Genomic DNA, 17680 nt, shown 5'->3' with positions numbered 1-17680 from the left:
TAGACACTATCTTTGTGGGCAATTGGGCAGAAAATAAAAGATAATGCTGGGACTTATTAGTAAAGGAATTGTGATAGGCGTACTTGTATCAGCCCCTATGGGTCCGATCGGTATGCTGTGTATACAAAGAACATTAAATAAAGGACGTTGGCACGGGTTCGTTACCGGCCTGGGAGCAGCCTTATCGGATGTCATATATGCCGCTCTTACCTGCCTGGGAATGGGAGTTGTTGTCAACTTCGTCGAAGCCAATCAGGCACCGCTCCAACTAATGGGAAGCATCGTTCTCGGACTTTTCGGTTACTATATATACCAATCCAATCCTGTAAAAAACTTAAAAAAGCAACGTGAAAAAAAGTTATCGTTCACACAGGATTTTATTACAGCTTTTCTTCTTACCTTTAGCAACGTTTTAATCGTGCTTCTATATATTGGCTTGTTTGCACGTTTTGGGTTTGTGTTACCAGATCATTCTGTTTGGATGTTATTGGGAGGGATTGCATGCATTGGTATAGGTGCCGTTTTGTGGTGGTTCGGTATCACATATATAGTTGCCAAATTAAAAAAATGGTTTAATGTACGAGGAATATGGTTATTGAATCGGATTGTAGGGACAGTCATCATTGTTTTGGCTATTGTAGGAGTATTATCTGTGCTCCTTACCTCATATTTCCATTTGCCGTTGCTCCAAATCTATAATTAACATGAAGAAGCTTAAAGTACCGTATTTAGTGACGCTGGATGTACTGGATCTATCATCCGCAGGATATCTGCTGGAGAGCAAAGCCCAGCGAGAGTATATTGATGTGATCAATTGGGAAGAGTACCCTTACAAACCAATTGTTGCCTTTGATATAGCACGAACAGACACGAATTTGTACATTCGTTATTTCGTGAAAGGAAATTCCCTGAAAGCTGTGCACAGCGCAGACGGGTCACCAGTTTATACAGATAGTTGTGTAGAGTTTTTTATGAAAACCGAAGAAGACCACAACTACATGAATTTTGAATTTAACTGTATCGGCACCTGCGATGCGGCACGCCGCCAGTCACGCGATATCAAGAGATCGCTGAACTCGGACGAGTATGCCACCATCCGTAGGTATTCCACACTGGAACATAAGCCTTTTGCAGAAAAGAAAGGCGTATATTCCTGGGAATTGGTAGTCGCTATCCCATTCCAGCTAATGGGTCTCGATCCTGAGAACCTGCCGGAAAAAATCCTGGGTAACTTCTATAAATGCGCCGACGATACGGAATTCCCGCATTTCGTAAGCTGGAGTCCGATAAACGTTCCTACGCCGGATTTCCATCGTCCGGAGTTCTTTGGAGAAATCTATTTATAAAACAAACTCTAATGGCAAAATAAAATACCGGAAAATAACAGAGATTGTTATTCTCCGGTATTTTATTTTTATTGCCTACAATAAGTCTTTCAGGATCTTAGTCACTTCTTCGGCAGAAGGATGGATGGCTAATATCTTTCCATCCTTATCTACCAGATACGTACAGCCTCCGCTGTTACCGGCACCATACATTTCCCATATATTTCCTTTATCATTCAGTTCAACCAGATTCAACCAGGGGTATTTATCCTGCTCGATCGCCTTCTTCATGGCATCCGTATTATTATTTTCACGAGCAATACCGACAACAGTAAATCCTTTATCCTTGAACGTTTCGTAAATCGGTATCATACTGGACGACAACCGGCGGCATGGTCCACACCAGGAGGCCCATAAATCGATCAAAGCGACTTTTCCTTTTATCTGGTCGGAAAGCTTTACCATATTCCCTTCCAGATCGGGAGCAGTAAAGTCGATATAAGAACCGCCTACTTTCACATTCATACTGGCAATGATCCGTTCCATATCCTTCACATAAGGGTGAGAAGCGAACTTCTCCTTATAATTACGCTCGAATATCTCCGGATAAGCCGGAAATTCTTCTTTACCCGGATAATAACGTGCCATCATCACGGCATTATCGAGCATCTGCTTTAAAAGACATAAACCGTTCAGCGTCGGTTCTTTCTTTACATAATCAAGCTTCCATTGCCGAATGCCATCAAAATACTCTTTGAATCTTTTATTCAGAGCAAGGCCTTCTTCCGAATATTCCTTACCGGCATCACGCAGACGCTCATATTCAGCATATAATTTATTTCTATCTTCATCCGTTTTTACTGCCGACATCCTCTTCTGCAAATCATACATTTCCTTCGAAGAATAACGTTCTTCTTTTTCCAGCACATCCCTCTCCTTCTCCAGTTGGGTTACCGGATAAAGTTTTTCCATTTCCTCCTGCATGCGTATCTCTTCCTTATTCAAAGCACCGTCTGCCTGCAGAACACTATGCGGACGATGTTCCATAGGATAAAGCGTGAAATGCAAAGTTCCTTTTTCCGAAATGAAATAGGTCGGACGCCAGGCTCCGTTCATTTGTTCATCCCAGAACACCAGTTCATACATCTCATTTTCATCGGCAGTCAATGTATAATTGAATTTACCGTCTCTGACAGGAATAGAGATAAACGGGTTCGTACGTATATCTTTTCCGGCACGTATCAACGTCAGGCGGGAACTCTGAGGACGGTCTATTACTTCACCCTCCAAAACACATTCAAATGTTCCGGGCGTAACAGGTTGTTTTTTCAGATGTATTCCTTCGATACGGAAATCCCCTTTCTCCGGTCCTTCAATAAAACTGACCGCTTCTTCATTCGGATCAACCGGTTCAAATAACAAGGTAGCCGGACTGTTACCGGACTCAGGCATATAGACTTCTTTATCCAACTCAAAATCGGTGGATCCCAGCAATTTATATTTCTTCCCCGAAGTCAGACCTTCCAGACAAGCACCAGAGGAGATGCGTACCCAATAATTGGGTCGGTTATACATTTCTGCATGGAGAATGGTTGCCGTATCCGTCAGTTCCACCCGATAAAGTTCCATCGTCGTTGTATTCTTATTATCTATCACCGGATAATCGATGATACGATTTTGCTTTGCACAGGAAAGACAGAGGCAAATCATCAGGGAAAAAAATAGTTTAGTCTTCATAACCAGTCGGATCAAAGGATTAATAATTTATCAAAAGTAAGTAATATAGCATAATAGACAAAAAAATAAGGGTGAAAGTATAACCCCACCCTTATCTAACACACAACTCTCCAAACTATTTATTTTTCTCTTTTGATAGTTTCAATTCAATAATAAAAGCAACAATCAGTCCGATTCCACCAAACAACAAAACCGATGCGCCATATACCGTACTGATTAATTCGCGCCGTCCCCAATTATCAAGATTAAAGTCCGTAAGCGACACAGAGATAATAAATCCGACCAGCAATCCCAATCCGATACCGGCCAGTAAACATCCGGCTTTCAAAGAACTGAAAGAGAAATTAGTACTCAAACGAGGTAAACCTATTTTAGCATCGAAAGCAGAAGGTTCCAGTTTATCCCCGATCTTCTCAATAATAGCCAACCGTTCTTTTTTACGTACAAACAATTCAAATAAACCGTAAATACCTGCACAAACTATTCCGACGATCAGCGGAACCATTATAAAATCCATCATAACTGTAATTTTTTAGTTGTTAATTAATCTCGTTTATTAGTTTGACGCAGTATCTCAGAAAAGGTTACAGCCTGCAGAGACAAAAACACCAAGTATAGACTTTTTATCCGCAAGACAATAGTTTTCTAATCACAAAATAATTACCTTCTAATATAAAACAACTTACCTTTTATACTTTTGACCTGGGTCAACCAATTTTTCCACCCAGGTCGAATATGTTTTTGACCCGGGTCGAATACGTCTATCACCTGGGTCAAAAAGATAGAAGATAAGGAGGTTTGGATTAGGAATAAGTAGTATTTACCATACAATATACCTGCTTTCAGACTACTTCGTCATTGTATATTCTCTGCTTCTATCCGGCTGATAAGTGACAAATTATAAAAGAGAACGAATGCATAAATAATCTATTTAATATTTTTATTGTTGCAAGTTGTAACCAAATTGCCGAACTTGCGTCCATAAGGTAGGATGGAGTTGTATAGCGACGCATATTATATAGAAAGAATAGTAGCGGGAGATACAGGTTGTTTTGCCTGCCTTCTGGATAAATACAGCCGTCCGGTTCATTCGTTAATCCTTAAAATGGTTAGTAGCAAGGAAGACGCGGAAGAACTGGCACAGGATGTATTTATGAAAGTATTTCGTAACTTGCCGTCGTTCAAGGCCGACTGCAGCTTCTCCACCTGGATATACCGTATTGCTTACAATACGGCCATATCGGAATTGCGTAAGAAGAAGCAGGAATTCGTTGCCATCGAAGAGTCACAGATCAGCAACGCATCGGAAGAAGCAGTCGGTGAACTGCTAGAGAATACATCCGTGGCCGAGCAACTCGACAAACTGGACGCAGCCCTAGCCCTGCTTCCACCGGATGAAAGAGCATTGATCCTGCTCTTTTATATGAAGGAAAAGACAGTGGACGAATTAACGGTCATTACCGGTTTCAGTGCATCCAACATCAAAGTGAAGCTGCACCGGATACGGAAAAAATTATTTGTATTAATCAAAGGAATGGAGGAGAAATAAATATGGATGATACTAAAAAGAACCCGGATATACTGGAAAACCTGTTCAGGCAAATGCCGGAAGAAGAATTGCCGGCTTCGTTCCGTCTGAACGTTATGCAACAGATTGCCCGTGAAACGATCAAAGTCAGAAAGCGTAACGAACGTCTCGGGCTGGCAGCCGTTATTGCTGCTTCGCTGGGGATGCTGGGGATGGCTGTCGCTGCTATTCTTTATTATATAGGAATGCCAGAAACAACAATGACGCCAATGGCATGGCCGAAGATCGATATCTCTGCCTTCAGTTTCTATTTCTATATCGGCATACTGACGCTTATACTCCTGTTCCTCGATTATAAATTCAGGAAGGCATATCGTAAGGATGAGTAAAGATGAAACGTGCACCTTCCTCATAATCCGGATCGATGGAAAGAACTCCTCCCAAGCGGTCTGCGATCAGGGTACAGATCGATAGTCCCAGACCGGCACCTGCTTTATAGTCGTCCAGTTTTTCGAAACGCCGGAATACGGCAGCCTGTTTCTCCTTCGGGATACCACAGCCGGTATCAGTTACGGCGATACGGACCTGCTTTCCTTCTTTATCTACTTTATACGACAGATTTATTTCACCTTCACTCGTGAATTTAGTCGAGTTGGTAAGCAGGTTTGTCAGGATCTGTTGCAAACGTAAGGTATCTGTATGCAGGATAACCGGAACAGTATCCGGAGTAAAAGTAAGCTTTACTCCTTCCGGAACCCTGTGACGGATACTATCCAGGGCACTCTGGCAACACTCCTGTAATGAGTAGTCATCAAATTTAAAATTCAGGTCGCCTGTTTCCATCCGCGACAGGTCCAGTACATCATTTACCAGGTTCAGTAACTGTTCGGTGTTATTATGGACCACAGAAGCATACTCCCCCCGTTCTTCCGGATCAGACGATTCATCGACCAGCAAGCCGGAAAAACCGACAATAGCATTCAAAGGTGTACGTATCTCATGACTCATATTCGCAACAAAAGCACTTTTCATGCGGCTGGCTTCCTCTGCTTTCACTTTCTCACATTTCAGATTATTCTGCGATTCCAACAGGTTTTGTTTTTCTACCAGTAATTCGTTCTTCAGGCGGCGGGCACGTTGATAATACCTGAAAAGTATATATATAAGAATTAATAAAAGGAATGCTACAACCGTAAAGAACAGGAGCAGATGCTGTTTCTGTTCCATACGATCGTTATTTACTTTCATTTCATGTTTTTGTTCCTCCTGTCCGTTCAACTCGTGTAATGTCCGGAGCTGGTTGATCTGACGGAAGAAAGTTTCCTTATTCCGTTCCGATACCATTTCATACAATTTATCATATAAAACCAATGCTTCTTTCAATTTACCTTCCTCCTGAAGGATATCCGCTTTGAACTGCAGGTCGGCAATGATACATTCCGTCTCGAACACCTTGTCGATCAATTTTATAGCCATAGGCAGATCTCCGATCTCTTTATAATAATGGGCCTGGGCTGCCAGATAAGTATTCAGCACGTAATCGTCCTCCGTCAGATTGTTCCCGACATATTTTGCCGCCTCGCTCAATGCCCGCTTCGCCTTGTCCGGTTGATGTTCCCGGATATAGAAGTCTGCATAAAAACAATAAAGGAGCCAGTAGTCTCTTCCTATTTTATACACTGCACCGGTACGTTCACTCACCTCGGCGATCTCTTCGATCGCTTTTTTATAATGAGCTAGTATCTCTTCTGTCTGTTCAGAAGGAGATACACGGATCGCACATTCAGACTGATAAGAACTCAGGCGTACCTTTGTTTCTGCTTTTACCATCTCCGGACAATTTACTTTTTCATTTAAATCGAGACCTTCCTGAAAAGCGACTATGGCATCGCTGTCACGCCGGATCGCCTGATAAATCAATCCCAAGCTTTCCGTACAACGAAGCAGGCCATACGAATGTTTGAGTTCACTTGCCAGACGGTATTCGTTCTTCGCCTCATTCAGAGCCATTTCATAATCGCGGGCCCACAACAATGTCTGGCACGAATAGCTTTTGAAATCAAACAATACATCTGGATATTCATTGTGTTGCTTGCTGACCGAGTCGATCTTAGTCCCCCAATAGAGCAGACTATCCCGGTTATTTTCATTGTAATAATATTGTAACAACTTCATCAATGTCACATAGATGGCAGGAACAGAATCTATCCGGACCGCTTCCCGATAACAACGTTCAAGCCATACAACACTCTCCTCTTTTTGTTCATTCAAATCGGCCAGACGAAGCAGAACAGGAATGATTACTCTTGCATCGGTACTCTGCGATAAAACGGATCGCATACTATCCGTTTCATGTGCAACCTGATCATCCGAAGCTCCCACAGACAGAGACAATAACAACAGGCCACACAAAAACAGTATAGCTAACAAACTTTTATTCCGATACCCATTCTTATCTTTCATTCTCTATTCAATTAGATGTGGGCTCTTTTGTAATCTGCAAATTACAGGGATGAATAAAAACAAAACGAGCTCCCTTCGTATAAGTTGAATCGATATATAATGAACCACCCAGATGCGTAGCCACCAGCCGGCAGATAGGCAGTCCTAAACCTGTACCTTGTTCAAATTCATTCAGTTTCTCAAAACGTTCGAATATTTGAATGTGCATATCGACCGGGATACCGCAACCGGTATCGGTCACGATAAAGCGGACAAGATCATTTTCCGTATCTGCCTCGAAAGTCAGATTCACTTCTCCCTTATGGGTAAACTTGATTGCATTGGACAGGAGATGCTTCAGTAGCTGGTGCATACGGAACCGGTCAGTATTCATCAGGAAAGAATCGACCGAAGGCGTGAAAGTCAGTTTCACTTCCGGTCGAGGCATGTTTTCAAAACCCGACAATATCTCACGACAAAGCATCACGGCATCCCATTCCCTGATCGTGAAACTATAATTTCCGGATTCCAGGCGAGACAGTTCGAGTACATCGTTTATCAGGTTCATCAATAACTCCGAGCTATGGTTGATAGTCGATGCAAAAGCAACCTTATCTTCTTCCTTAAAAGAGTCATCTACCAACAATTCGGAGAAACCGACAATAGCGTTAAGAGGTGTACGTATCTCATGGCTGATATTCGAAAGGAAAATGGTTTTCAGGCGATTTGCCTCCACTGCTTTTTCCTTCATCAGACGCAGTTGCCTTTCGGATTCAAGTAATGAGTCTTTTTCGGACAACAGTTCATTTTTCAGGCGACGTGTCCGGCTATAGAAATGGTACAATACCAAAAACAGGATCAACAGAACAAAGACCGTTCCCAGAATATGGATCAACTGGCGCTGTTTGGCTGCTATCTGTGTATTCTGATAAGCAAGTTCACGGAGCTGTTTCTCACTATCGTTCAGATCGTTCAGGAAACGAAGCTGAGTGATCTGGCGGTTGAATGCTTCATTATTGATGGAAGCATTCATTTTGAGCATCTTTTTATATACCCGGATAGCCTCCTGATACTGCCCGCAATCACGAAGAAGCTGCATTTTCAAGTTCATCATATCCAGGTCGTCTTCCAAGGCCAATGCTTTATCGATGGCAGATAATGCTTTCTGCTTATTCCCCGCTTTCACATAATAAAGGGCTTCAGACTGGTAATAAGCATATTTCACGAAGCCACTCAGTGAATCGCTGATAAAAACGGAAGCCTTTTCCAGATAATCATGCGCTTTCATTAATTGACCGCTACGAGTATAAAGATCAGAATATTTTGAATAAAGCAAGCATCTGTAATAAAGAGCGGGAAAAACATAATTTTTCTTCTTATAATCCTGTTCTATCGTATCCAATAAGTTTTCATAACGTGTCAACAGTTCCTCCGAGTCATCCAACAGATTGAGTCGAAGAGTCGAAACAACCATATCCGACAGGAATTGCAATTCCAGCATCTGCATGTCCACATTCTTGTCCAACCACCCCAACCCTTTGCGGAAAGCGACTACGGCATTACTATCCTGTCCTACGACCTGATAGATCAAAGCCAGATTGTAATTACCTCTTGCCTGTCCATATATCTGTGATTCCCTGTCCGCCAGGTTGATCTGCCGGATAGCTTCGTTCATTGCCAGTTCATAATCCTCTGCCCACAGATAATCCTGACATACCAGACTACCGGCCGTGAACAAGGCATCGGGACATTCTTTACGCTGCCGGGAAATCGTATCGATCATGGCATACCAATAAAGCATGCTGTCCCGCATATCCCGGTTATAATAGAAACGGCTCAACTCTGCCATCGTATTATAAGCTATCTGAAAAGAGTCAAGCTGCATGGCTATGTCTACTATTTCCTTATCCAAAAGTGCTTCGACCTTCTGCTGCCGGTTCATAGCGACCTGTTCTCTCAAAAGAGCCAGTTTCTCACCAGGCGTCTTTATTTCTTGCAATATACTAGACAGACTATCCGTACGATCTCTTCTCTTTTCATTCTGAGAAGAAACGGATACAGCGTATAGTAAAATGACAACAACACATGCGAACTTTATTCCCCTATATATATACAGACTATTCGTCTTCATGCATATTTTCCTCTGTGTCTGGCAAACTTACAAATAAATATCTGTAACGAATGACTTTTTTCAATGTTATTTAACGAAAGTCCTGTTGATTTTCAATAATTCATAAAACACTCCACCGGTAGTCGGACGATACCTCATCAACAAGGATGGGTAAAAATAAACCGGGCACCCTGTATATAAGCCGAATCCACCCGGATTGTCCCTCCCAGCGCATTGGCGATAGCCTGGCAAATGGAAAGTCCCAGACCGGTACCTTGTTTATACTCGTCCACCTTTTCAAAGCGTTTAAATATCTGTGTAATTTTATCCTGTGGTATGCCACAACCGGTATCTGTAACGATTATATCAACCTTGTTTTCCTTACTATCGATGTGGAATGAAAGGTTTATTTCTCCTGCTTCCGTGAATTTCGCGGCGTTTACCAACAAATTCACCAATAATTGCTGCAACCGCAACGGGTCTGTATTCAACAGGAAAGATGGCGTTTCCGGAGTAAAGGTAAGTGAAACACCATCAACAATCCGGTGCCGGATCGTATCCATAGCGTTCCGGCAGCAATCGACCAGTTCGACCGTACGAATTGTAAAACTCAGGTTCCCGGCCTCGATCTGCGAAAGGCATAAGACATCGTTCACCAGGTTCAGCAACAATTCAGTGTTATTACTGATAACAGAAGAGAACTCAGTCTTTTCATCCTCAGTGCAAGCCGGATCGGACAACAGGCTGGCAAAACCGACAATTGCATTCAGGGGAGTACGTACTTCATGGCTGATATTGGCAATAAAGGTTGTTTTCGCCTGACTTGCCTCTTCCGCTTTATCTTTCGCTACACGCAAGTTCTTTTCCGATTCGATCAATGCCTCCTTCTCTTTCTGCAATTCATTTTTTAACCGGCGGGTACGGCGCAGAGAGAAATAAAGGATATATAAGATCAACAGCAGAATGACGGAAACCGACATAGAGATGATCAACTGATGCTCTTTTATATTCACATTCATCTGACTGATCTCCAATTCCTTTTTCTGCATTTCCTTGTCATTCAGATCATACAGCGTTCTGAGCTGGTTGATCTGACGGGTAAAGGCTTCATTATTGATCTTGGATGTCTCCGAGATAACGTCTTTATAGGCTAGGATCGCACTTTGGGCGTCTCCCGATTCCGATAAGATATCTGCTTTCAGTTGCAGGCAATCAGGCGTTTTCCAGCTTTTCAGCAATTCATTGATATAAGTTAGTGCTGCAGTATAATTACCGGTCTCTTTATTATAACGTGCTTGTATATACAAATAGGCAAACACGGCATAGTCATTACTTATCGTTTCTTTACCAACATAGGAAGTTGCACAGGCAATAGACTTCTTCGCCTTTTCCATCTCTTTCCTTTTCAGATAAAGTTCGGCATAAAAAGAGTGCATGATCCAACGGTAACGATCTACCGGATAGATCGAGCCGGTGATCTTGTTCACCTTGTCCTGCCTGTCCAGCAAATCTTTATATCTGGTAAGCAACACTTCCGCACTGTCCAGTTTATTGATGCGCAATAAAGATTCCAGTTGATAAGAAACCAGGCGAATGCTGAAGGTCAGTTTCTCCCCCTCCTCTTCCTGTTTATCGAGTGCCGCTTGAAAAACGGCTATGGCATCACTGTCACGCCGGATGGCCTGGTAAATATGTCCCAGATTCTCACCACAACGGATCTGTCCGTAGGTGTTATTCTTGCTGCATGCCAGATTATAAAGCCGGATAGCCTCGTTCATTGCCAGTTCATAATTCTCCATCCATAAATGATCCAGGCAAACATAACTGTAGGCTTCGAACAAGCCGTCAGATAGTTCTTTCCTGCTTTTACCGATCGAATCGATATATTTGGCCCAGTAGACTACGCTGTCCGATTTATTGTCATCATAATAATAACGGGAAAGATGGGCGGCAGTGGTATATACGACCTGTACGGAATCTACTCGGTTACTAATATCCAGCAATTGATGCAGATAACCCACTTCTTCCGGTTTCTGCCGATACAGGTTGGATAATTCCTGTAATGTCTTAATGGCAACATCCGGGGCAGGGGCTTTGGAAAGTATTGTTTTCAAACTATCCAGGCGGGTAGTGCGATTGGCAGCTGCAGACTTTATACATATAAATATACAAAGTATACAAAAGAGACAGAGAGTACTCTGCTTTAGTTGGCGGCGAAAACGACCTTTATACATAAATGTAGTGTATGTAATAAGGCACAAAGATAATCGTTTTTGCGAAACTAATTAATAATCAACGTATCCTATTCAATAAAAAGCAAAGAAACAGATACGGGATATCTATACGGATAAACTTTATACCGGTCAAAGAATACAAGAGGTATAAAAACGTATTTTCAGGAGTAAAACTATTGTCTATCAGAAAAAAAGCGTTACCTTTGCCCCGATTTTTGAGATATGACAACATAATGTCTAACTTACTAATTAAAACAAACTTAAGTATTAACAATTAGAGAATGGAAAATTTAAAGAACATTCAGCCGGTTGAAGATTTCAACTGGGACTCCTATGAAATGGGAGAAACTTACGGTGACGTAAGCAAGGACGACCTTGTAAAAACGTATGACGAAACCCTGAACACTGTAAAGGATAAGGAAGTCGTTATGGGAACCGTTACTGCAATGAACAAACGTGAAGTTGTAGTGAACATCGGTTTCAAATCAGACGGTGTTGTATCAATGGCGGAATTCCGTTACAATCCGGATCTGAAAATTGGTGACGAAGTAGAAGTATACATCGAAAACCAGGAAGACAAAAAAGGACAGCTGATCCTTTCTCACAAGAAAGCTCGCGCTACACGTTCTTGGGATCGTGTTAACGAAGCTCTTGAAAAAGACGAAATTATTAAAGGTTACATCAAATGTCGTACTAAGGGCGGTATGATCGTTGACGTATTCGGTATCGAAGCATTCTTACCGGGTTCTCAGATCGACGTTAAACCGATCCGCGATTATGATGTATTCGTAGGAAAGACAATGGAATTCAAGATCGTGAAGATCAACCAGGAATTCAAAAACGTTGTTGTATCTCACAAGGCTCTTATCGAAGCAGAGCTTGAAGCACAGAAGAAAGACATTATCTCTAAACTGGAAAAAGGACAGGTACTGGAAGGAACTGTTAAGAACATCACTTCTTACGGTGTATTCATCGACCTGGGTGGCGTAGACGGTTTGATCCACATCACAGACCTTTCTTGGGGCCGTGTTTCTCATCCGGAAGAAATCGTTCAGCTTGATCAGAAGATCAACGTTGTTATCCTTGACTTCGACGATGAAAAGAAACGTATCGCTCTTGGCTTGAAACAGCTGACTCCGCATCCTTGGGATGCTTTGGATACTAACCTGAAAGTTGGTGACAAAGTAAAAGGTAAAGTGGTTGTTATGGCTGACTACGGTGCATTCATCGAAATCGCTCCGGGCGTAGAAGGTTTGATCCACGTATCAGAAATGAGTTGGACTCAGCACCTGCGTTCTGCTCAGGACTTCATGAAGGTTGGTGACGAAATCGAAGCAGTTATCCTGACTTTGGATCGTGACGAACGTAAGATGTCTCTGGGTATCAAACAGCTGAAAGCTGACCCATGGGAAGATATCGAATCTCGCTTCCCGGTTGGTTCACGCCACACTGCAAAAGTACGTAACTTCACTAACTTCGGTGTATTCGTAGAAATCGAAGAAGGCGTAGACGGACTGATCCACATCTCTGACCTTTCTTGGACTAAGAAGATCAAACACCCGAGCGAATTCACTCAGATCGGTGCAGAAATCGAAGTTCAGGTTCTGGAAATCGACAAGGAAAACCGTCGTTTGAGCTTAGGGCACAAACAGCTGGAAGAAAATCCTTGGGATGTATTTGAAACTATCTTTACAGTAGGTTCAATCCACGAAGGAACAATCATCGAAGTACTGGATAAGGGTGCTGTAGTTTCTCTGCCTTACGGTGTAGAAGGTTTCGCAACTCCGAAACACCTGGTAAAAGAAGACGGTTCTCAGGCTGCTGTTGACGAAAAACTGCAGTTCAAGGTAATCGAATTCAACAAAGAAGCAAAACGTATCATCCTTTCTCACAGCCGTATCTTCGAAGATGAACAGAAGGGCGCTAAGAAAGATGCTCCTGCAGGTGACAAAAAGCCGGCTGCAAGACGCAACAAGAACGAAGAGTCTTCTGCAATGGTAACTGGTCCGGTTGAAAAGACTACACTGGGTGACATTGAAGAACTGGCCGCTTTGAAAGAAAAACTTTCAGGCAAATAATCAGATCAAACTGATAACAAATATAAAAGGAGCTGTTTTGGGAAAACAGCTCCTTTTTCTTTATAACTACCCCAATACAACCCATCTTTGCCAAAAACGTATGCGTTTGTTGATTTTCATATAATATTTAGTCCTCATAAGCTTGCGTAATTTAAATTAAATACAGAACTTTGTTGGTGTTACTCCAATAATAAGATCATGGAAGAAAATATAAAGCACAAAAACATAACAATTCTCATCGCAGAAGATGAAGAAAGCAATTTCTTATTGCTTCAAACCATACTGAAAAGACAATGCAAAGTTCTCCATGCAATGACCGGAAAGGAATTGTTGGAGATTTACAAGAAAGAACATGCGGACTTGATTCTCATGGACATTAAAATGCCGGAAATGAACGGGATAGATGCCCTGAAAGAAATCAGGAAGTTCGATAAGGACATACCCATTATCATGCAATCGGCCTATGCCTTTGAAAATGATATGGAAGCGGCACGTCAGGCCGGAAGTAATGAGTTTATGACCAAACCTATCAACATCAAAGAATTCAAGTCGATGATCACTCGCTTCTTACCGGAATTGACATGGTAAATACATTTCAAATACACAATAAAAAAGGAGATGCTTTTCTAAAAAGTATCTCCTTCTATTTTAAATAAACTGTTACTTACTCATTTGCAGCTTCTGCCTTTTCGCATTCGGCTGCCTGTTCTTGTGCACCATAATAAGCGCAATCTTCACCGATCCCTATCAGTTGATTTATTTCATGTCTTTTATCCAAATCTGTAAAATATGCTTCTACTACTTTGTAGATGTCAAAACCGCCAGTCGATCCAGCTGCCAGATTTAATGACTCTACCATTTTTTTTGCTGCACTATGAATTTCTTTCTTGTCAATAAGATGCAGCTCATTGCTGTGAATCAGATTTTTTCCCATGATGTTTGACTTTAAAGTTATACTTGCTTTTTATTAATAACTATTGAACTAACAAGTAAGTTGTACTTGCTGTTTCTTTACAGCTTTAAATATACAAACATCTTCTTATTTACATGCAATTTCATGCCTTTAATTTCAAACTTTCGCTAATTTATACCGAAATGCAGATCTCTTCCATATTTTTTCGCCAGGAATAAGGTACAGAATCCACATGGCAATCATAAAGAAGAAAATAGTAGCCTTCATGATAAACAACAACATTTTTTATGATATTGCCAATGAACAAAATCAGGTTAATCACGGTTTATACTGTTCATCAGAGCACTCTCTGTAAAAAAAAATGTCAATATACGTACCATATTTCTTCATTGTCATACCATAATTCCACAATCCAAATATCATAAGGAACGATGTTTTAATTTTATACACAAATATAATTATAGGGTGATGTCTTTAAATGAAAACAAATTATATGTAGGAAATAATGACACCAATAATTCTATAAAAAATGATTTAATTATCTATGAGAATGTCAAACAAGTTCCTATAACTCCGTATCCATCATATATAGAAAACGGAATAGTCATGTTATGTTCCGAAGGATATGCTACATTTAAAGTGTACAATTATGAACATGTTCTGGGAAAAAATGAATTGGCTATTTTTCTTCCCGGACAGCTTTTATCGATCAATGCTATAAGCGATGATTTCACCATAAGTGCATTTTCAATCTCTCAGTCGTTATTCAATGACGTACTGAGCGGTATCCACAGATTTTCACCTCACTTCTTCTTTTATATGCGAAGTCATTTTCATTATCCTTTAACAGATAGTGATTGTTACAACTTTGGGAACTACTATAAAATGGTATATACGAAAGCCCAGTCACCGTCCAATCTGTATCCCAGGGAATCGGTAATCCATATACTCCGGATTCTCTTTCTGGACTTATATAATACATATAAGATCAGTTCACTTCCGCATATTCCGACTATGGATGCTCACAAAAAAGAAGTTGCAGATAAATTCTTTTATCTGATTATGAAGCATTATAAAGAAAATCGGGAAGTAGCATTCTACGCTAAAGAGCTATGCATTACTCCTAAGTATCTGACTACCGTTATTAAAACGGTCAGCGGCAAGTCGGCCAAAGACTGGATATTGGAATATATCATTCTGGAGATCAAAGCGCTGCTAAGAGACTCAACGCTAAATATTCAGCAGATTGTAATAAAGACCAATTTCGCAAACCAGTCGTCTTTAGGAAGGTTCTTTCGCAAACATACAGGCATGTCTCCCTTAGAATACAGAAAGAGTATGATCGAAACAAATAAATAAACAAACATCTAATAACTAATAAAATAAAGCTATGAACAGAAGTCAGTTAATTAACGAATTAGCAGAAAAAACAACAGTAAGCAAACGGGATATAACAACTATACTTGATGCTTTCACCGAAATGGTTGCCGAAAAGACTAAAGCCGGTGATCGCGTATTTATCCCGGGATTCGGATCATTCAAACCGCGTCTGCAAACAAGCCGTCCAGCAAGAAATCCGAGAAATGGCGATGTGATCCAACTTACACCGCGAACAATTGTACATTTCAAATGTGCCTCTCTCCTATTGGAGAAGATGAATAAAAAATAAATAGAAAAGGACTTATTTCAGAATAAGTCCTTTTTTTATTACAGCAGGTCATACTTATTGATTAAAAAGTATCTTTGCAGCCACGGATCAGAGTAAAAAATCGCATGACAGAGCAAGAGATCAGAAAATATTTACGACAAATGCAGGAAGAAGATTCTCAAACAGCCTTGAGGAAGTTCTATGATCTATGCTTTGACCGTTTCTTTCGCATCGCTTACTATTATCTGAAAACAGAGGAATGGGCACAAGAAGTCGTTCTCGATGTATTCATGAAAATCTGGGAAAAGCGGGAATCTTTACATACGATCGCAAATCTGGAAGATTATTTCTTTATTACTGTAAAGAATGCAGCACTGAACTATCTGGAAAAAGAACAACGACGAAAGAACAGCACGGAAGAACTATCCGACACCGTGCCCGGTCAGGAATACTCGCCGGAAGAAACCCTGATCACCGAAGAACTTTTCTCCCATTATGTCAAAGCTTTGGACCGCTTACCGGAAAGGTGCCGGGAAATATTCATCCGGATAAGGGAAGAAAAACAATCCTATGCCCAGGTTGCCAAAGAATTAGGGATCAGTACCAATACCGTCGATGTTCAATTACAAAAAGCTGTCACCCGGCTACGGGATATCTTATCACGCTATCTGAATACAGACGAAGACTAAAACGAATCTTAACCTTTTTTCACCCAATAGCCATAGTGAGTTCCGGTACATTCTCCTGTCTTTATTTGTGAAACCGATAATCAAATAAAGAAAGAATGACAACTACAGACAAAGATATTGACAAGATACTAGACCAGCTGGTTACTTCCACGCGCTCACCGAGAGGCCGTTTTTCAGCCCAAAAGAGTTGGAGAATACTGGAAAAACGTCTTTTTTCCACAACCGGGAAAATAAAGTTCTTCCGTATTGCCGGAAGTGTAGCGGCTTCCATACTCTTCTGCCTGGCGGGTTGGTATACATATGATTATGTACGATCCACTTCCATACAGACAATCTCGACATTGGCGGAAATACAGGAGATCACTCTCCCCGATCAGTCCGTCGTTACGTTGAACCGCTACTCCACACTTCGCTTTCCCGCTCATTTCAGGGGAGATAAAAGGGAAGTTCAACTGACCGGTGAAGCTTATTTTAATGTAGAGAAAGATAAAAGACATCCATTTATCGTGAAAGCGGAATCCGTCGATGTACAAGTATTAGGTACCCGATTCAATGTCGAAGCCTATCCCAAAGATACGGAAGTACGGACAACCCTCCTTGAAGGCTCCGTTAAAGTCAGCATCCCGGGAAAAAACGAGCAACTTATCCTTTCCCCCAACGAAAGTGCAGTCTATAACCGGGTACGGAAAAGTCTCGAACATGAAATAAACCCGGAAAGCAGTAATGAGATCATTTGGCGAAACGGTCATTTCCAATTCGACTACCTGCCGTTGCAGGAAATTATCCGGCAACTATCGCATGCATTCAACGTAAAAATAGAAATAACCGATCCCAATCTCAGGAATTACCGCATACGGGCAAACTTTACCGATGGTGAAAGCCTGGAAGAGATGCTCGACCTATTGAAAGGAGCCGGTAACTTCAATTATACAAAGACAAACGATACGATCATCATCAGCACTAAACTTAACTAAGT

Annotated in this window: 16 protein-coding genes; 10 read left to right on the top strand and 6 right to left on the bottom strand. The window is 41.3% G+C overall.

Features of this window, described 5'->3' with window-relative positions:
• Nucleotides 1–43 precede the first annotated feature (43 nt).
• Both DWX23_RS14035 and DWX23_RS14030 read left to right on the top strand, forming a co-directional pair.
• Entirely contained in the window at nucleotides 44–703 is a 660-nt protein-coding gene (locus DWX23_RS14035) for a LysE family translocator (RefSeq protein WP_122351699.1), read from the top strand.
• 1 nt (nucleotide 704) lies between these two features.
• Nucleotides 705–1346 (top strand): carbohydrate-binding family 9-like protein, encoded by a 642-nt coding sequence (locus tag DWX23_RS14030; protein ID WP_122351700.1) that lies wholly within the window; start codon nucleotides 705–707, stop codon nucleotides 1344–1346.
• 75 nt (nucleotides 1347–1421) lie between these two features.
• On the opposite strand, the gene DWX23_RS14025 is transcribed toward DWX23_RS14030, so the two are convergent.
• A complete protein-coding gene (locus DWX23_RS14025; RefSeq protein ID WP_233587606.1) occupies nucleotides 1422–3062 on the bottom strand; it encodes a redoxin domain-containing protein in 1641 nt (546 codons plus the stop codon).
• Between the two features lie 115 nt (nucleotides 3063–3177).
• Nucleotides 3178–3582 carry a DUF6249 domain-containing protein gene (locus tag DWX23_RS14020; protein ID WP_122351704.1) on the bottom strand — a complete coding sequence of 135 codons (405 nt, stop codon included), beginning with the start codon at nucleotides 3580–3582 and terminating at the stop codon, nucleotides 3178–3180.
• A 471-nt stretch (nucleotides 3583–4053) separates the two neighbouring features.
• On the opposite strand from DWX23_RS14020, the gene DWX23_RS14015 reads away from it, so the two are divergent.
• The gene (locus DWX23_RS14015; protein WP_122374929.1) at nucleotides 4054–4611 is read left to right on the top strand and encodes an RNA polymerase sigma factor; all 558 of its coding nucleotides are present in this window, start codon (nucleotides 4054–4056) and stop codon (nucleotides 4609–4611) included.
• A 2-nt stretch (nucleotides 4612–4613) separates the two neighbouring features.
• Nucleotides 4614–4979 (top strand): hypothetical protein, encoded by a 366-nt coding sequence (locus DWX23_RS14010; protein WP_122374928.1) that lies wholly within the window; start codon nucleotides 4614–4616, stop codon nucleotides 4977–4979.
• On the opposite strand, the gene DWX23_RS14005 is transcribed toward DWX23_RS14010, so the two are convergent.
• The 3 genes from DWX23_RS14005 to DWX23_RS13995 all read right to left on the bottom strand — a co-directional run bounded on the left by DWX23_RS14005 (nucleotide 4951) and on the right by DWX23_RS13995 (nucleotide 11256).
• Nucleotides 4951–7053: a HAMP domain-containing sensor histidine kinase gene (locus DWX23_RS14005; RefSeq protein WP_122374927.1), complete on the bottom strand. Its 2103-nt coding sequence runs from the start codon at nucleotides 7051–7053 to the stop codon at nucleotides 4951–4953. The genes DWX23_RS14010 and DWX23_RS14005 overlap by 29 nt on opposite strands.
• A 7-nt stretch (nucleotides 7054–7060) precedes the next feature.
• Nucleotides 7061–9163, bottom strand: coding sequence for an ATP-binding protein (locus DWX23_RS14000; protein ID WP_122374926.1), 2103 nt, complete (start codon nucleotides 9161–9163; stop codon nucleotides 7061–7063).
• A gap of 137 nt (nucleotides 9164–9300) precedes the next feature.
• Nucleotides 9301–11256, bottom strand: a complete 1956-nt coding sequence (locus tag DWX23_RS13995; protein WP_158607078.1) for a HAMP domain-containing sensor histidine kinase — start codon at nucleotides 11254–11256, stop codon at nucleotides 9301–9303.
• 401 nt (nucleotides 11257–11657) lie between these two features.
• Between DWX23_RS13995 and rpsA the strand changes: the two genes are divergently transcribed.
• Nucleotides 11658–13454: a 30S ribosomal protein S1 gene (gene rpsA / locus DWX23_RS13990; RefSeq protein ID WP_122374924.1), complete on the top strand. Its 1797-nt coding sequence runs from the start codon at nucleotides 11658–11660 to the stop codon at nucleotides 13452–13454.
• 198 nt (nucleotides 13455–13652) lie between these two features.
• On the top strand, nucleotides 13653–14042 hold the full coding sequence (locus DWX23_RS13985) for a response regulator (protein ID WP_122351712.1): 390 nt from the start codon (nucleotides 13653–13655) through the stop codon (nucleotides 14040–14042).
• 76 nt (nucleotides 14043–14118) lie between these two features.
• On the opposite strand, the gene DWX23_RS13980 is transcribed toward DWX23_RS13985, so the two are convergent.
• Nucleotides 14119–14388 (bottom strand): hypothetical protein, encoded by a 270-nt coding sequence (locus tag DWX23_RS13980; protein WP_122351713.1) that lies wholly within the window; start codon nucleotides 14386–14388, stop codon nucleotides 14119–14121.
• A 447-nt stretch (nucleotides 14389–14835) separates the two neighbouring features.
• Between DWX23_RS13980 and DWX23_RS13975 the strand changes: the two genes are divergently transcribed.
• From DWX23_RS13975 to DWX23_RS13960, 4 genes are all read left to right on the top strand, one after another.
• On the top strand, nucleotides 14836–15726 hold the full coding sequence (locus DWX23_RS13975) for a helix-turn-helix domain-containing protein (protein ID WP_122351714.1): 891 nt from the start codon (nucleotides 14836–14838) through the stop codon (nucleotides 15724–15726).
• 31 nt (nucleotides 15727–15757) lie between these two features.
• Nucleotides 15758–16036 (top strand): HU family DNA-binding protein, encoded by a 279-nt coding sequence (locus DWX23_RS13970; RefSeq protein WP_122351715.1) that lies wholly within the window; start codon nucleotides 15758–15760, stop codon nucleotides 16034–16036.
• 104 nt (nucleotides 16037–16140) lie between these two features.
• On the top strand, nucleotides 16141–16704 hold the full coding sequence (locus tag DWX23_RS13965; protein ID WP_122374923.1) for an RNA polymerase sigma-70 factor: 564 nt from the start codon (nucleotides 16141–16143) through the stop codon (nucleotides 16702–16704).
• A 95-nt stretch (nucleotides 16705–16799) separates the two neighbouring features.
• Nucleotides 16800–17678, top strand: coding sequence for a FecR family protein (locus tag DWX23_RS13960; protein ID WP_122374922.1), 879 nt, complete (start codon nucleotides 16800–16802; stop codon nucleotides 17676–17678).
• The last annotated feature ends 2 nt before the right edge of the window (nucleotides 17679–17680 follow it).

It is taken from the genome of Parabacteroides sp. AF18-52 (assembly GCF_003479145.1).
GTDB lineage: Bacteria > Bacteroidota > Bacteroidia > Bacteroidales > Tannerellaceae > Parabacteroides > Parabacteroides faecis.
Note: the sequence above shows the minus strand (reverse complement) of the source record. Positions and strands in the feature narration are given on the sequence as shown.

Bases quoted from the DNA above. Each gene is read 5' to 3' on its own strand.
- DWX23_RS14035 (WP_122351699.1), top strand. From the start codon at position 44: ATGCTGGGACTTATTAGTAAAGGAATTGTGATAGGCGTACTTGTATCA.
- DWX23_RS14030 (WP_122351700.1), top strand. From the start codon at position 705: ATGAAGAAGCTTAAAGTACCGTATTTAGTGACGCTGGATGTACTGGAT.
- DWX23_RS14025 (WP_233587606.1), bottom strand. From the start codon at position 3,062: ATGAAGACTAAACTATTTTTTTCCCTGATGATTTGCCTCTGTCTTTCC.
- DWX23_RS14020 (WP_122351704.1), bottom strand. From the start codon at position 3,582: ATGATGGATTTTATAATGGTTCCGCTGATCGTCGGAATAGTTTGTGCA.
- DWX23_RS14015 (WP_122374929.1), top strand. From the start codon at position 4,054: ATGGAGTTGTATAGCGACGCATATTATATAGAAAGAATAGTAGCGGGA.
- DWX23_RS14010 (WP_122374928.1), top strand. From the start codon at position 4,614: ATGGATGATACTAAAAAGAACCCGGATATACTGGAAAACCTGTTCAGG.
- DWX23_RS14005 (WP_122374927.1), bottom strand. From the start codon at position 7,053: ATGAAAGATAAGAATGGGTATCGGAATAAAAGTTTGTTAGCTATACTG.
- DWX23_RS14000 (WP_122374926.1), bottom strand. From the start codon at position 9,163: ATGAAGACGAATAGTCTGTATATATATAGGGGAATAAAGTTCGCATGT.
- rpsA (WP_122374924.1), top strand. From the start codon at position 11,658: ATGGAAAATTTAAAGAACATTCAGCCGGTTGAAGATTTCAACTGGGAC.
- DWX23_RS13985 (WP_122351712.1), top strand. From the start codon at position 13,653: ATGGAAGAAAATATAAAGCACAAAAACATAACAATTCTCATCGCAGAA.
- DWX23_RS13980 (WP_122351713.1), bottom strand. From the start codon at position 14,388: ATGGGAAAAAATCTGATTCACAGCAATGAGCTGCATCTTATTGACAAG.
- DWX23_RS13975 (WP_122351714.1), top strand. From the start codon at position 14,836: ATGTCTTTAAATGAAAACAAATTATATGTAGGAAATAATGACACCAAT.
- DWX23_RS13970 (WP_122351715.1), top strand. From the start codon at position 15,758: ATGAACAGAAGTCAGTTAATTAACGAATTAGCAGAAAAAACAACAGTA.
- DWX23_RS13965 (WP_122374923.1), top strand. From the start codon at position 16,141: ATGACAGAGCAAGAGATCAGAAAATATTTACGACAAATGCAGGAAGAA.
- DWX23_RS13960 (WP_122374922.1), top strand. From the start codon at position 16,800: ATGACAACTACAGACAAAGATATTGACAAGATACTAGACCAGCTGGTT.